We start from the raw sequence: 13,226 nt of genomic DNA on the forward strand, positions 1-13,226 counted from the left end.
GGTTTTCGTCGCATCATGCTCGCAAACCCCGGAGCCGCCGCCTGCTCCTTACCTGTCCTCGTTGTTTGTCCTCAGTTCGTGGTCTCCGTTGCAGCCGGCGCGACGGCCGCCGGCGCCGGCACTATCACCGCGGTCGGCGCATAGCGCTGCTGCGCTCTTGCAACCGCGCGTCCGTCGCCACGGATTCTGGTGTTCCATGCTTCCCTCGGAAATGGATCAATCGTCTGGATGCCGATATTGGCCTGCGGTGCGTCGCCAAGGCCGAGCGTCACCGAATCCCTGTGGGCCATGTAATCGGCGCAACCGCTCATCATCAGGCATGCGCCGAGCATGGCGATGGCCGCCCTATTTCTTGCCGACGGCATACGCGCCTCCGAAATCGAGATCGATTATGTGGCCGTAAGGACCAATGACGCCCTTTCCGTCCTTGAAGCCCCGCATCATGTCCTTGTCGACCTCCAGCATGCCAAGCATAAACATATCCACGTCATTGCCCGGCCGCGTCTGGTCCAGCGGCGAATGCAGCTTCTCCCCGGGCGAGGTCGGCCGCACGATGCGCGGCGTGACCACGATCACCAGATCGCTCTCCCGCTTCTGGAACGAGGTGGAGCGAAACAGCGTCCCAAGCACCGGGACCTGGCCAAGCCAGGGCATTTGCTGCACGTCGCCGGCGTTGACCGTCTGCAACAGGCCGGCCATGGCGAAGCTCTGCCCGTCACGCAGTTCGATCGTGGCGTCGGCCTTGCGCGAAATGAAGCCGGGATTGCCGTTGACGGTAACCGAACGGTCGATTTCGCTGACTTCCGGCTCGATCACGAGATTGATGAGGCCATTGTCAAGGACGATCGGGGTGAAGGAGAGTTTGACGCCATAGGGCCGATAGCTGATTTCGGTCGCGAGTTCCCCGCCAGTGGACACCGCGCGCGTAATCGGCACCTCTCCGCCGGCATGGAAGCTGGCCGTCGTTCCGCTCATCGTCACAAGATTCGGCTGCGCCAGCCGGCGGACGAGACCCTTTGCCTCCAGGGCGTTGATGACGACATCGATGCGCCAGCCGGAAACTTCCAGCACCTTGGCGATCATCTCGCCGAACGGGGTGCCGTTCTGCGTGGCGACGGCGCCGACTTCTGTCTGGAGTTGATGCGTGTCATCGTTGACGCCGATGTGAAGCCGGGGCGCCGCGGTAAAGAGACCGCCGTTGGCGCTTACACCATTGAACCCGATCCCGAGATCCCGCCCCGCGCTGCGCGATGCCTCTATGATGCGCACCTCAAGCATCACCTGCTGCGCGTCGGAGACGCGAACCTGGTTCAGCACGGGTTGGCTCGAATATTGCTGCGCGATCTCGAGCACCCGGGCAAGATCGACGCCGTCCTTGACCACGCCGGAAAGCCGAATCCGGTCGTTGACGTTGGTGACGGTCAGCTTCGAACTCGGCACCGCCGAGCGGATCGCCGTCTGGATTTCATCGAAATCGAGCATGATGCGCACGTCGATGACGCCGAGAAGATTTTTCGCGTCGTCATAGATCGAGATGTTGGTGGCACCCGATCCCTTTCCCTGGATATAGAGCGAGCGTTCCGTCAGCGGCACGACGTCGGCTACCGCCGGATTGCCAACCACGAGATCGGCGAAACGGCGGCTGGTGGTGATCGTCATCGTGCTGCCGGGCGCGACCTTCACATGGGCGACATTTCCACCGCCGATCGTGACATTCTTCTCCTGGGCGTGCGCCGGCGCGGCGAGACCCGAGAGAAGAGAGGTGGCCAAAAAGACAATTGCGCCGAGAACGCGCGTCAGCCTCGAGATCCCCGTGTCTTCAAGTTGGCAATTGCCCATGCTTCGTTACCCCGTCCCCGGCCGCTCCCGAATGGCTTCTTGTCAGTTTAGCGGCGGGACCCGATATTCTTCCCGCTTGGTATTGCGCGAAACGCCAATTACCACGAAGTCCGGTTTCGGCGCCGCAACCAAAACCGGTTTCTCCACAATAACAGGTTTTTGCTTAAGGTTATCTTCCATCGCGCCGAGCCGCGTGCCGAGCGTGTCACCGACGTTTCTTACGAGCTTCTCCAGATCGGTAAGTCTGTTTTGGTCGGCGCCATCGTTCTTGAGCGTCTGCGCGATCGGTCCGCCGCCGAGATCGGCAAGCGTCACCGGCTGCGTCTGTTCCACGCCGGAGGAAGCAACATTGCGCAGCGCCAGCGAAAGCGTGCCGACACTGGCGGCCAGCGTCAGCTTCTGCGCCTCGGTGGTGGTGACTTCGAAGGTCACGGTCTTGACGACCGAGGGCTTGTCGGTACGGTCGTCCGCGGTCTGGTCGGCGGCGAGAACCTTGACCCCCTGGAGCAGCACGTCGACAAAAGTCTGGTCGCTTTTGGCCTCTTCATGGACCACCCGCGTCAGCAGGATGTCGACGCGGTCGCCAGGCAGGACGAAACCGGCGACGCCGAGCACGTCGTTGACGCGGATCGACACCGCCTTCATGCCTTCGCCAAGAGCCGCCGACAATGTCGCGCGCTGGCCTGCGCCGGTGATCTTGGAGGCGAGCACCGGCTCGTCCTTTTCCATCGCCGACATGACATAGCGAAGCGCGCCGTCCTTGCCGATCAGTTCCTCCGGCTTGCGGAAGGCGCCGGCCGGCAATTCTCCAGTCGGCCATGCGAGAGCCCTGACGTCCTCCGGCTTGACCGGCTCGCCGAAGCGGAGCGCGCGCGTGGCGACGAGGATCGTATCCCCGGATGACACGGGCCCACCCAGGCCCGCGTTCAGTGCGAGAAGGTCACGCTGGTTGGCGAGATAGGTGCGGACGCCGAAGACCGCCAGCAACGCCAGCGCGACCGATACAAGCAGGCTTATCGTGGTGGAGCTTTTCATCTACCGGCCCCCGCCGTAAGTTTTTCGACTAGTCGAAAAATAAAAACCCACAATAAGCGGCAAAGAGCCGCTTATTGTTAGCATAGCATAGTTAACTGTGTTCAAAAGAAGGCGGACTGGCCGCCTTCTGATGCGATTGAATTCACGCGGCCGGCGCCGTGTGGGAAAGCGATGTGAAGAAGGTCCCCCAGGACGTCCACGCGTTAGATAGGTTGGTACCCGCCACACCAACCGCAGTGAGGAGCGTTGCAACGAGCAGACCCAAGAGGATAAGGTATTCCGAAAGCGCGATGCCGTCCTCTTCGCGGGCGAAGGCACGGAACATGCTGGTCAATTTGGTCATGATGATACTCCCTTACATGACTTTTCCATTTACCCGTCCGCGAGAGGAGCCCCCAGCGCCAGACAGGTTTATTAATATCTCGTTAATTAGCGTAGCGTCAATTAGTGAATTATCATGCTGCCATTCTGGTTTGGTTTATGGTAAATTAACAACGGTTCTACGCCCCTGCTCCTGCTTGGCCGGGGAAGCAGTTCCAAAGAGGTGTGTCGAAACACAACAAAGACCATCCGTTGCCGACCGTGGCGCCTCCTTCTGGTTACTTTTGGCTTGAGGTTTCCGACTAATTCGCCCGCCAGTTCCCTTAAGATCCGATCAAGTTGCCGATGGCTTCGATCACAGCCGACGCGCCGGAGGCTTTCGTCGGGCATGTCGCGGCCGATGGCGTTTAATCAGTCTTCATGATTCGGACAGTTTGGGACCGGCAATAGGCTGGTATGCAAGAGGGGGTAGGCGGGATGGAATTCCTAGGGGTATTGGCCATCATCGCAGCGGCGGGATTGATCCTCATCGCCGCATGGCAGGACTTCATAGCCTGGAAAATACGCAACTGGACGGTTCTGACGCTTGTGGCGGACTATGCGCTTCTGGCGTTGATCCGCTGGGCAGGACCGCCAGGGGCTGGCATTCTGGCGGGGATCGATAGCGATTCGCCGCTCCAGGGCGACCTTGCCGCCGGCCTGTTGCTGCTGACGATCGGCTTCGCGCTGTGGGCGTTGCGGATGCTGGGCGCCGGTGACGCGAAGCTGTTCTTCCCGATCGGCCTGTTCGTCGGGCTGAATCATCTGTTCTCGTTCGCCGTCGGGCTTGCCGCCGGCGGGGCTGTCGTCAGCCTCGCCTTGCAGTTTCCCGTGCCGCTGCGATACCAGGCATGTTCGGCGCTGTCCCGCATCGAAGAGATCCGAAAATCACGCAAGGTGCCCTATGGCGTCATCATGGCCGCGGCGGCGCTGATTGCGATGTACCTGCGTTATTTCGCGGCCTGAGAGGCTTGCGATGCAACTTTTGTCGATTGGCTTCGGATTGCCTTCAAGAGCCACACAAGGCTGGCGAGCGAGCAGGTTGGACAGTCCGCTTCAGCCCAACTCGCGCGCGGAACCAACGATCAACTCCCCCGCGAATGCCGTTGCACGGCGGAGAGCCGAGTGGTTCAAATGGTCGGCAGATACTTTGGGTGGGGGTTAGTGCTGAACATGGATATTCTTGGGCTAAAGTCGCTGCTGATTTGCTTCGCGATCTTCGTTCCGCTGGAGAGGCTTCTAGCCGTTCGCCCCCAGAAGATACTGCGCAATGGCTTCGGCAACGACGTGATCTATGCTGTTCTGAACAGCGCCATCACCAATATTTTCATTGTCATAGTCGCGGCCGCCGCAATGGGCGCGGCGGGCTTGCTAGTGCCGCGCGGCTTGCTGCTGGCCATCAGCGGCCAACCCATCTGGCTCCAGGTGATCGAGATGATCGTCATCGCCGATCTTGGCGTCTACGCCGCGCACCGCACCTTTCATGCCATCCCGGCGCTCTGGCGTTTCCACTCAATCCACCACGGGATCGAGGAACTTGACTGGCTCGCCTCCTTTCGCGCCCATCCGGTCGACCAGATCATCACAAAATCCGTCTCGCTGGCACCCATTTTTTTCCTTGGATTTTCAGATGAGGCGATCGCGATCTATTTCATCATTTATACCGGCCACGCGCTGCTCTTGCACGCCAACGTCAGGATCAATTTCGGCCCACTCAAGTGGCTGATCGCCAGCCCTCAGTTCCACCATTGGCATCACGCCGACCATCGAGCGGCTTACGACAAGAACTTTGCCAGCCAGATCGCGCTCTTTGACGTGCTGTTCGGCACGTTTCATGTTCCGGGTTCTGAGATGCCCGAGAAATACGGCGTGGAGGAGCCGGTCCCGACAAGCTACCTCGGCCAATTCGGATATCCTTTTCAGCGCAGGGATCGAAGACGAGAAGCCAGACCTCTTGTTCCGCACCGCCTGGACTGACCGGTGCGCTCTTAGACATCATGACCTTGGGAATTCAGCAACTGCCGGCGTGTAAACTGCGTCAGAGCCGCATTCAGCAACATTGCTGATACGCGTCTCGGGATGCCGGAGGTAACGCGCTAAAGCGAGGGCGACCGGCGACCGGCGACCGGCAAGGATCCTCTCGTGGCATTCCGGGCGCCGGAAGACCTCATGTGCGCGGTCGATTCCTTTTCTGCCGACCTGAACAACGCTGGGCGATCGGAGGCGATCCGCTTGATCTTGGCCGCATGGCTGCAGGAGAGGGGCTACATGCCGAAGTACAGCGGCCCGACTGTAGCGCGCAAAATCGTTTGGCGCCTCCGCGCAACTTCATTTGCCAGTAAAAAGTGGTGTTAAATGACGGTTGAAGGGGCCTTCACTGGGTGCGACGGACGGAAGTGCGAGTATCTGTCGGTTCTCGATTCCGCTCCGTCCAGCTACTGCCAGCAGTGAAGATGCCCCTTCACCTGCTCGCATGCGTTGATCAGGGGCGAAGGGCCGAACGGCCCCCACTCACTGGCCCACGCGGCCGTAGCGATGGCGCCGACCACCGCGAGGGCCGCCCCGGCCACCACCGTGGAATGCCTGGTCCGCCGGCTCTCGACCTTCTGCATGGCGGTCTGCCGCGCAATCATGTCACGTATCACGGAGCGATGGCTAGCGGCGCAGGCCAGCGCGACGACCGCAAAAAGGCCGACACCAATAGCGGGAAAGCTGCTGAAATCCAGCGTCCAGTCTGTCAGCGATGCCGGGCCGATGCCGATCTCGGCGTTGCCTGCGGAAAAGACCCCTGCCCGGCCCATCGACAGGAGCAGGATCAGGAAGGCGAGATGCGCATGGATAAATTGCGCCCTGCCGCTTGGATGGGGAGAGAAGGCGAACACGGCGCCGGCGAGCGCGGCGGTGGCGAAGACGACGAAGGCAGCGGCATAGCTGGAGCCGGGCAGCCCGGCAACCAGATAGACCGGCTCGCGGACCAGCGGGGCGAGAGCCAGAAAACCCTGCCAGGCGGCCGGGTCGGCGGGTGACGCGCCAAGCCGATAGGCGGCCGCAACGAACGCCGCGCCAAGCCCGAAGGTCAGCGCGGGCGCAAGGTAGATCAACCTGGCGGCATATTTCAGCATCGGTCGTCCCCGCAACATCTTGCAGGGAGGATGAACTTCTTCCGTTAAGAATTGGTTCCGCGCAAACCTACTTGCGGACCTTGCTGTAGGTTACTTTTCCATCGGGCGACACGATCCGCTCGAACTGGACCGGGTTCGCCGGACGGACAGGTTCCGGACGCACTTCCTTCGGCTGTTGCGGCGGAGCGCTCAGAACGAGTTCATTTGACGGCTCAGCGACGTTAACCCCAGGGTCGCCGGCTTCTCCGAGCGCCTGCAAACGCCCGGCCATATCCCGGTTTTCGCCGGTGAGCTTCGCCACCTGCTCCTCGAGCCGCGCGGTCTGGTCGAGCAGCGCTGAGATCCGCTTGTTCAGTTCCTCGAACTGGCTTTGGACACCTTGGTTGACCGTGTCCAACTGCCTGGAAAGCCGCGTCTCGAATTGGCCAAGGCCGGAAAGCCGATCCTCGAGCGTGGCAACTTCGCGGATCGACTGGAAGAGAAAGATCAGCATGACGACCATGCCGATGGCGAAAGCAAGGGAGATGATGTTCAACGTGATGGCTATGCCACCGGCCACTCCTGCCTTCTGCATCAAGGGCTCCGGCGCCGCCGCCGGCGGCCCCGAGTTCTCAGGATACACCACGGATCCCGGTTGGTTGTCGACGAAGCTAAGCATGGCCGCCTCGCCGGACTGGTTCTTTCAAGGGAGGAGGCCGAGCCGTCCGGTCCATGTCAGTGCAGCCGTCCTTCGGAACCCGCCGCGAAGACATGGCGTCACGTCCGCTTCGCCAACGACGTGCTGTTGGCCAGTAGCTGGAGGTTGTTTGCGGTCGTCTCGTTCGACGGGTCGAGTTCGTAGGCTTTCAGGAAATTGCGACGGGCCTGCCGGAGATTTCCACGCAGAAGATAGGAGTAGCCGACATTGTTGTAGTATTCCGGCCGCCCCCCGATCATCGATGCAAGCTGGCGATAGGCTAGGTCGGACGTGTCGAAACGGCCGATCTCGTCGGCCGAGGCGGCAAGGCCGAGCCAAGCCTGCGGGTCCTTGGGAAACAACTCGACCGAACGCTTGAAGAGCGCGTAGGACATTCCGTAGTTCTTTTCCTTGAACTGGGTTTTGCCCAGTGCGATCAGCTCGTCGGTCTTGTAGAACGACACGTCGGGCAGATCCTTCACGGAGGCGGCGCTGTCGCCATAGGATGACATATCTCCGGTCTGGCAACTGGCCAGAAACAAAACGGCGACGACAACTGCCGCCAAACTCCCCAGTCCCCTGAACACGCTTCTGGACCTTTCCCCGTCCCCACCCAATCTTACCGTCCCAAGACTCATCCTACCAAAACTTGCTATAGGCCGGATAAGGAAAATCCAACAGCGCCATACAGTTTATTAGATACTTCTGAACAAGATGTTGCAAAAATGCCCCGCTTCCCGACCGGACTACGACATGCTGGCTGAGAACCTGTTCATGTGCGCCACTGCTGAAATCGACCGGGCGGTGCTTTCGCGCCGCCGGCATTGTTTGGGTGAAGCACTAGGCCTTGACGATTTGTTCCAGCGAAGGATAGCCGTGTGGTCTGGACTGCTGCTGGTGGCATTCATGATCCTCGCCTTTCCGCCCCAGGCGCTCGCGTTCAAGCCCGCCGGCTGTCTTAGGGTGGTTGGCGTCGATCGTTGGGACTTCCTTTATATACGGGAGCAACCGGACCACCGTTCCGCGAAGGTAGGAGCGATCGACCCGGAAAGCATCTCTCCGATTGTGATCACCGGCGCCTGCACCCCGCCCGGCGCGCCGCCAAGACGGCTTTGGTGCCCGATCAAATACTATGTCACCAAAGAGGCAATCCGCAGCGGGTTCGTAAAGGCCTTCTATACGAAGGAAGTGCCCTGTCCTCCGAGCCTTGACTTCTATCGGGAGTGACTTGAGCGCGGCCGGATCAGGCCGAGGCATGCAGCCGCTTCGTCTCAAAGCGATCCCCGTCCCGAATGATCGCGCGATTGACACATGCGCTCATGAGGCCGGTGCCAAGCTTCCACTCGCATTGAGCAGGAAGCCGGCCAATGAAAACGCCGGCCGCCACGATCAGGAGGCTGACAAAGACCACCAGAATTCGCACAGATTGCCGAAACATAAGCTACAGCGCCCCAAGGTTCGATCCACTCAAGTTAGGGAGCTTCGGCTAATTCGACGTTAAGAGCAGCGTTAACGCTTTCTTAAGAACGAAGTTGCGGGCGCGGTTAAGAAATGCTTCATTCTCCGGTGGCAGGGAGGGTGGCTCATGAAAATTTGGTCGTTCGACTTCGCGGGGCGCCTGATCCTCATGCTGGTTTTTGCATTTTTCGTGCTTAACGGGGTTGGGCGTCTCGTCGCACTCGTTGGCGACGCGCAAATGTCTCCAGACGACTTCATGCTCCAATTCGTCTCGCGGGCGTCTTCGCTCGTCTTCTCCACGCTGATGGTCACTTTTACCATCATCCGGCTCCCGCCAAAGGATATCAGCCTTGGCTGGGCGCCGCGCATCGCGGCTGTCTGCGGGACCTTTATGCTCACGACTATTGCCATCATGGTTCGCCCAACACCGGCAGAGGGTATGCAAACCATCGCGGCATTGCTGGTTTTCGCGGGCATGACGGGCTCTGCTTATTGCCTTCTCTGGCTCGGCCGATCGTTTTCGATCGATGCGCAGGCACGCCGATTGGTAACGCGCGGTCCTTATGCCATTGTCCGTCATCCACTTTATCTCGCGGAATCGCTCTTCATGGTCGGAGCCGTCGCGGCCAATCCGTCACCTGTGGTCATCACGTCGGTCGCGGTGAATTTCGCGATCCAATACTGGCGGATCTTGAACGAAGAACACGTCTTGTCCTTGGCCTTTCCAGAATATGTCTCGTACTCGCGAAAGGTGCCGATGCTCATTCCTTTTTCGCGAAGGTTGACGCTAGCCGCGCATTGATGGCCAGCAGTCGCGGGTCGGTTCCGGTAGGGGAGCGACCCCACATTCATCGCTGATCCGGTGCCGCTTGGCATTGCGCTGGGACTGTTCATTGAAAAGCAAGCGGGCTTTTTGTGGCGCGCTTTTAAGGGCAGCACGTGTCGTCATCGGCATTGGCCAACGAGAACTGGCGAAGCTCACCGGAGTGGCCGGCGTACGATCCTGCGCATCGAGCGCAATGACGAAACGGTCGCGGTGGAAACCCGCCAGCATCGTGCGGCCGCCGTACCGAAGCGGGCGACTCTATCCGGCCACGACGACGTCGTGAAGCCAGTCGCCCGCGATTGTCCCGCGCAGTCCCAAATCACGTACGCTATCCATGTGGTTGCGCCCCTCGAGCACGCCCTTCGACACACCCAGGCCCTGTCCCGTCAGGCGGTCAGCAAACAAGCTGGCCTGCTGGTGAAAAGGTTCCGTCTCCCGCTCGCCGACCAACACCGTGACTTTCGTCCGGGGAGAGTGGGATTTGCTCAGCGGCGAAAATGCCTCAACTTCCGTGTCGGTGAGACCTATCAAAGGCTCGAGGAAGGAATGCTGAAGGGGCTTCAAATCGTATAGCCCGCCGAGCAGGAGTGCCGCCGAAGGGGCCGAACCCTCGTTGAACAAAAAGGTCGCCAGATGCGCCCCGGCGGAATGGCCGCTGACGCTTAGCCGGCCGGGATCGCCGCCATGGCCGGCGATATTATCCAGCACCCATTGCCTCGCGCGCCGGACCTGGTCGACGATTGGCGCCATCCTGACGGCAGGCATCAGCGCATAGTCGATCACGACCGCGATTGCCCCCGCGCTTGTCACCGTTTCGGCAATGTAGGAATAGTCGTTTCTGGTGAACATGCGCCAGTAGCCGCCATGGATGAAGATATGCACAGGAAGGTCCTTACGCGGTCCCTCCGGAAAGAACAGGTCGAGGCGCTCGGCCTCGTGCGGGCCATAGGCGACATCCGCCAGCATGGGCAGCGCTGCCCGCGTCGCGGCGCTGCGGGCGACGATATCGGCCACGATTTCATCGAAATCGGCAACGTGGTCGCGGGTGCGAAAAGGATCCTTCGACATGGTGTCCGCTCAGAAGGTTACAGCGATGTATTTGGCCTCCATGAACTCGGCGATGCCGTGATGCTGGCCCCCTTCCCGCCCGAGGCCGCTCTGCTTTACCCCGCCGAAGGGCGCTGCGGGATCCGACATCAAGCCGCGGTTGAGGCCGATCATGCCGGCCTCGATCTCCGAGGCCACCCGCATGCCGCGGGCCACATCGCGCGTGTAGAGATAGGCGGCGAGGCCGTATTCGGTGTTGTTGGCGTGGAGGATGGCTTGCGCCTCGCTTTCGAAGCGGGTGATGGGCGCCACCGGGCCGAAGATCTCCTCATGCGCCATATCGGCGTCCGGCGAGACATCGGACAGGACGGTCGGAGGATAGAAAAAGCCATCTCCATCAAGCACCGAGCCGCCGCACAACACTTTGGCACCCCGATTGACCGCATCCTTGACCAGCCGGTCGATCTTGTCGACCGCCTTCCTGGTGATCATGGGTCCACATTCCGTCTCTGCCCTGGTGCCGGCACCGATCTTGAGCGCGGCCATGCGCCGGGACAGGCCGTCGGCGAACGCATCGTGGATGCCCGACTGGACGTAAATGCGGTTGGCGGCGGTACAGGCTTCGCCGGCATTGCGCATTTTGGCGATCATGGCGCCGTCGAGGGCCGCATCGAGATCGGCATCGTCGAAGACGATGAAGGGCGCATTGCCGCCAAGCTCCATGGAACAGGAGATCACATGCTTGGCGGCCTCGGCGAGCAAGGCGCGGCCGATCCTGGTCGAGCCGGTGAAGGAGAGCTTCCTGACGCGCGGATCGGCCAGCATGGCCGACGTCAGGGGGCCGGGTGTCGACGTCGTCAGCACGTTCACGACGCCGTCCGGGACGCCGGCTTCGCTGTAGAGCGCGGCGAGTGCATAGGCGGTCAGCGGCGTCTCGCTGGCCGGCTTCAGAATGACCGTGCAGCCTGCCGCGAGGGCCGGTGCGATCTTGCGTGTCGCCATCGCGGCGGGGAAATTCCACGGCGTGATAAGGACGCAGATGCCGATCGGCTGATAGTCGACCACGATCCGGTTGGTTCCGGATGGAGCGATGCCGAACTCGCCGGTGATGCGAACAGCTTCCTCGGCGTTCCAGCGGAAGAATTCGGCTGCGTAAGCCACCTCGCCGCGCGCGTCGCGTAGTGCCTTGCCGTTCTCCAGCGAGATCAGCATGGCAAGCGTCTCCGACCGCTCGACCATTAGCTCGAAACAGCGCCTGAGAATCTCCGAGCGCTTGCGTGGCGCGGTCTCGCGCCACCCCTTGGCGGCCTTGGCCGCTGCCTCGACTGCTGCGGCGGCGTCCTCCAGGGTCGCATCGGGAACCGCCGCGATCACGGCGCCGGAGGATGGATCGATGACCTCAACGAGCCCGCCGTCGGAAGACGGCAGCCATTGTCCGCCAATGTAGAGTCGGTGCGGAAAACCCCGCATTTCGTAGGGATCCTGATCGAACTGGGAGGCATTATAGGGAAGGTTCATCGTCTTGTTCCTGACGTTCACATGGCGCAGGCGTTGAGATCGCCGTCATACGCAGCCTGGACAAGGCGGCGCATGGCGGTGAGGTCGAATGGGCGCGGGTTGTTCTTGATCAGCCGATCGATGCCGAGTGCCTGCTCGGCGGTCCAGTCGAGTTTGTCGGCCGGAAGCCCCAGGCCGGCCAGCGTCGGAGTGATGCTGATCGCCGCAAACAAACGCCTGATCTCCTCGATGGTCGCGCCCGCCATTTCGTCGGCGCTTCGACCGTGCGGCTCAAGGCCAAGAGCAATCCCTATCTCGGCGATCTCCGCCGCGGCCACACGGCTGTTGTAGCTCATGACATAGGGCATCATTGTCGCCACCCCTAGCCCATGCGGCGTGTGTGTGAGCGCGCCTGCCGGGTATTGCACCGCGTGCGCGGCCGCCGTGCCGGCGGTGCCGAACGCGCAACCCGCCGCCAGCGCTCCCATCATCACGTCGGCGCGCGCCTCTGCGTCGCCGCCGTCAGTAAACGCCTTCTCCAGGCTGCGGCCGAGCAGTTTGACGGCCAGCAGCGCGAAATGGTCGGTCAGCGGCGTCTTGCCGATGAAGACGTGGCGCTGCGGCAGGCTGAAGTCACCGTCCCGGCGCATGGCCGTGAAGGCCTCGATCGCATGCGTGAGGGCGTCCGCACCGGCGATCGCCGTCAAGCCCGGCGGACAAGTCATTGTCAGTTCGGGGTCGCAGATGGCAACGGCGGCAATGAGATGGGGGCTCGATATGCCGACTTTGAGCGTGCGGTCCGGATCGGATATCACCGCGACGGGTGTCACCTCCGACCCTGTGCCCGCCGTGGTCGGCACGGCGATGAGCGGCAGCGTCGGCCCCGGAACCTTGAACTCACCGTAGTAGTCCTGCAGCTCGCCGCCGTGGCTGATCAGCAAGGCTGTGCATTTGGCGAGATCGAGACAGCTGCCGCCGCCGATCCCGATCACCATATCGGGCCCAAAGCCCCGCGCTTGCTCGACGCACACCGCCACGGAGTCGCGCGGCACATCCGGCAGGACATCGTCATGAACCAGCACTTCGATCGACGCTGCCTGCAAGGATGCCATGATTTCGGCGAACACGGCCGTACCGGCGAAACGCTCGTCGGTGCAGACCAGGGCGCGTCGGCCGTAGCGAGCGGCCACGACTGGCAGTGCATGGCGTTGCCCCTTCCCGAATAGAATTTCGCGTGGGAGCCGGAGGGCTGTGAGAAGGCTCATGACAGGCTGCATCCTTGAGGGGTGTCGGAGAACGCGCATTGCAAAATCCGCACCGAAGATCCTGAACTGAATGGCGCTGAAAGAAATCGTATAGGATATAG

General features: G+C 61.4%; 15 protein-coding genes. 4 read left to right on the forward strand and 11 right to left on the reverse strand.

Translation table 11 applies throughout. The features are described from left to right. Positions 1 to 71: 71 nt before the first annotated feature. The 4 genes from FJ492_RS26595 to FJ492_RS26610 all read right to left on the reverse strand — a co-directional run bounded on the left by FJ492_RS26595 (position 72) and on the right by FJ492_RS26610 (position 3,217). Positions 72 to 365 carry a pilus assembly protein gene (locus FJ492_RS26595; RefSeq protein ID WP_140773139.1) on the reverse strand — a complete coding sequence of 98 codons (294 nt, stop codon included), beginning with the start codon at positions 363 to 365 and terminating at the stop codon, positions 72 to 74. Further along, positions 346 to 1,770 carry a type II and III secretion system protein family protein gene (locus FJ492_RS26600; RefSeq protein ID WP_246676131.1) on the reverse strand — a complete coding sequence of 475 codons (1,425 nt, stop codon included), beginning with the start codon at positions 1,768 to 1,770 and terminating at the stop codon, positions 346 to 348. The genes FJ492_RS26595 and FJ492_RS26600 overlap by 20 nt, the downstream gene beginning before the upstream one ends. Positions 1,771 to 1,881: 111 nt before the next feature. Beyond that, on the reverse strand, positions 1,882 to 2,874 hold the full coding sequence (gene cpaB / locus FJ492_RS26605) for a Flp pilus assembly protein CpaB (RefSeq protein ID WP_140773144.1): 993 nt from the start codon (positions 2,872 to 2,874) through the stop codon (positions 1,882 to 1,884). A gap of 142 nt (positions 2,875 to 3,016) precedes the next feature. Continuing rightward, the gene (locus FJ492_RS26610; protein ID WP_140773146.1) at positions 3,017 to 3,217 is read right to left on the reverse strand and encodes a hypothetical protein; all 201 of its coding nucleotides are present in this window, start codon (positions 3,215 to 3,217) and stop codon (positions 3,017 to 3,019) included. A gap of 473 nt (positions 3,218 to 3,690) precedes the next feature. Here FJ492_RS26610 and FJ492_RS26615 point away from each other — a divergent pair, with 473 nt between their 5' ends. Both FJ492_RS26615 and FJ492_RS26620 read left to right on the forward strand, forming a co-directional pair. Further along, positions 3,691 to 4,200: a pilus assembly protein CpaA gene (locus tag FJ492_RS26615; RefSeq protein ID WP_246676132.1), complete on the forward strand. Its 510-nt coding sequence runs from the start codon at positions 3,691 to 3,693 to the stop codon at positions 4,198 to 4,200. Positions 4,201 to 4,368: 168 nt separating this feature from the next. After that, complete coding sequence (locus tag FJ492_RS26620; RefSeq protein WP_246676136.1) at positions 4,369 to 5,211, forward strand: sterol desaturase family protein; 843 nt, start codon at positions 4,369 to 4,371, stop codon at positions 5,209 to 5,211. Between the two features lie 458 nt (positions 5,212 to 5,669). Here the strand turns inward: FJ492_RS26620 and FJ492_RS26625 are convergent, their stop codons facing one another. From FJ492_RS26625 to FJ492_RS26635, 3 genes are all read right to left on the reverse strand, one after another. Continuing rightward, a complete protein-coding gene (locus FJ492_RS26625) occupies positions 5,670 to 6,356 on the reverse strand; it encodes a hypothetical protein (RefSeq protein ID WP_140773150.1) in 687 nt (228 codons plus the stop codon). 67 nt (positions 6,357 to 6,423) lie between these two features. Next, positions 6,424 to 7,014 carry a hypothetical protein gene (locus tag FJ492_RS26630; RefSeq protein ID WP_140773153.1) on the reverse strand — a complete coding sequence of 197 codons (591 nt, stop codon included), beginning with the start codon at positions 7,012 to 7,014 and terminating at the stop codon, positions 6,424 to 6,426. A gap of 98 nt (positions 7,015 to 7,112) precedes the next feature. After that, positions 7,113 to 7,544: a tetratricopeptide repeat protein gene (locus tag FJ492_RS26635; protein ID WP_245262326.1), complete on the reverse strand. Its 432-nt coding sequence runs from the start codon at positions 7,542 to 7,544 to the stop codon at positions 7,113 to 7,115. Positions 7,545 to 7,785: 241 nt separating this feature from the next. Here FJ492_RS26635 and FJ492_RS26640 point away from each other — a divergent pair, with 241 nt between their 5' ends. Further along, complete coding sequence (locus FJ492_RS26640) at positions 7,786 to 8,259, forward strand: hypothetical protein (protein ID WP_140773160.1); 474 nt, start codon at positions 7,786 to 7,788, stop codon at positions 8,257 to 8,259. Between the two features lie 358 nt (positions 8,260 to 8,617). After that, on the forward strand, positions 8,618 to 9,292 hold the full coding sequence (locus FJ492_RS26645; protein ID WP_084636853.1) for an isoprenylcysteine carboxylmethyltransferase family protein: 675 nt from the start codon (positions 8,618 to 8,620) through the stop codon (positions 9,290 to 9,292). On the opposite strand, the gene FJ492_RS26650 is transcribed toward FJ492_RS26645, so the two are convergent. From FJ492_RS26650 to FJ492_RS26665, 4 genes are read right to left on the reverse strand one after another with little or no spacing between them, the layout of a single operon-like run. Next, positions 9,278 to 9,544 carry a hypothetical protein gene (locus FJ492_RS26650; RefSeq protein ID WP_140773162.1) on the reverse strand — a complete coding sequence of 89 codons (267 nt, stop codon included), beginning with the start codon at positions 9,542 to 9,544 and terminating at the stop codon, positions 9,278 to 9,280. The two genes, FJ492_RS26645 and FJ492_RS26650, sit on opposite strands and share 15 nt — an antisense overlap. Positions 9,545 to 9,574: 30 nt before the next feature. Then, positions 9,575 to 10,384, reverse strand: coding sequence for an alpha/beta hydrolase (locus FJ492_RS26655; protein WP_140773166.1), 810 nt, complete (start codon positions 10,382 to 10,384; stop codon positions 9,575 to 9,577). 9 nt (positions 10,385 to 10,393) lie between these two features. After that, positions 10,394 to 11,881 (reverse strand): NAD-dependent succinate-semialdehyde dehydrogenase, encoded by a 1,488-nt coding sequence (locus FJ492_RS26660; RefSeq protein WP_140773171.1) that lies wholly within the window; start codon positions 11,879 to 11,881, stop codon positions 10,394 to 10,396. A gap of 17 nt (positions 11,882 to 11,898) precedes the next feature. Beyond that, positions 11,899 to 13,125, reverse strand: a complete 1,227-nt coding sequence (locus FJ492_RS26665) for an iron-containing alcohol dehydrogenase (RefSeq protein ID WP_140773178.1) — start codon at positions 13,123 to 13,125, stop codon at positions 11,899 to 11,901. Positions 13,126 to 13,226: the final 101 nt, after the last annotated feature.

Source organism: Mesorhizobium sp. B2-5-4, from assembly GCF_006441095.1.
In the GTDB taxonomy this organism is placed as follows: Bacteria; Pseudomonadota; Alphaproteobacteria; order Rhizobiales; family Rhizobiaceae; genus Mesorhizobium; species Mesorhizobium salmacidum.

Coding starts and splice junctions, on each gene's coding strand:
- FJ492_RS26665 (WP_140773178.1), bottom strand. CDS start 13,125: ATGAGCCTTCTCACAGCCCTCCGGCTCCCACGCGAAATTCTATTCGGG.
- FJ492_RS26620 (WP_246676136.1), top strand. CDS start 4,369: ATGGTCGGCAGATACTTTGGGTGGGGGTTAGTGCTGAACATGGATATT.
- FJ492_RS26650 (WP_140773162.1), bottom strand. CDS start 9,544: ATGCTGGCGGGTTTCCACCGCGACCGTTTCGTCATTGCGCTCGATGCG.
- FJ492_RS26635 (WP_245262326.1), bottom strand. CDS start 7,544: ATGTCATCCTATGGCGACAGCGCCGCCTCCGTGAAGGATCTGCCCGAC.
- FJ492_RS26630 (WP_140773153.1), bottom strand. CDS start 7,014: ATGCTTAGCTTCGTCGACAACCAACCGGGATCCGTGGTGTATCCTGAG.
- FJ492_RS26640 (WP_140773160.1), top strand. CDS start 7,786: ATGCTGGCTGAGAACCTGTTCATGTGCGCCACTGCTGAAATCGACCGG.
- FJ492_RS26625 (WP_140773150.1), bottom strand. CDS start 6,356: ATGCTGAAATATGCCGCCAGGTTGATCTACCTTGCGCCCGCGCTGACC.
- FJ492_RS26610 (WP_140773146.1), bottom strand. CDS start 3,217: ATGACCAAATTGACCAGCATGTTCCGTGCCTTCGCCCGCGAAGAGGAC.
- FJ492_RS26595 (WP_140773139.1), bottom strand. CDS start 365: ATGCCGTCGGCAAGAAATAGGGCGGCCATCGCCATGCTCGGCGCATGC.
- FJ492_RS26645 (WP_084636853.1), top strand. CDS start 8,618: ATGAAAATTTGGTCGTTCGACTTCGCGGGGCGCCTGATCCTCATGCTG.
- FJ492_RS26660 (WP_140773171.1), bottom strand. CDS start 11,881: ATGAACCTTCCCTATAATGCCTCCCAGTTCGATCAGGATCCCTACGAA.
- cpaB (WP_140773144.1), bottom strand. CDS start 2,874: ATGAAAAGCTCCACCACGATAAGCCTGCTTGTATCGGTCGCGCTGGCG.
- FJ492_RS26655 (WP_140773166.1), bottom strand. CDS start 10,384: ATGTCGAAGGATCCTTTTCGCACCCGCGACCACGTTGCCGATTTCGAT.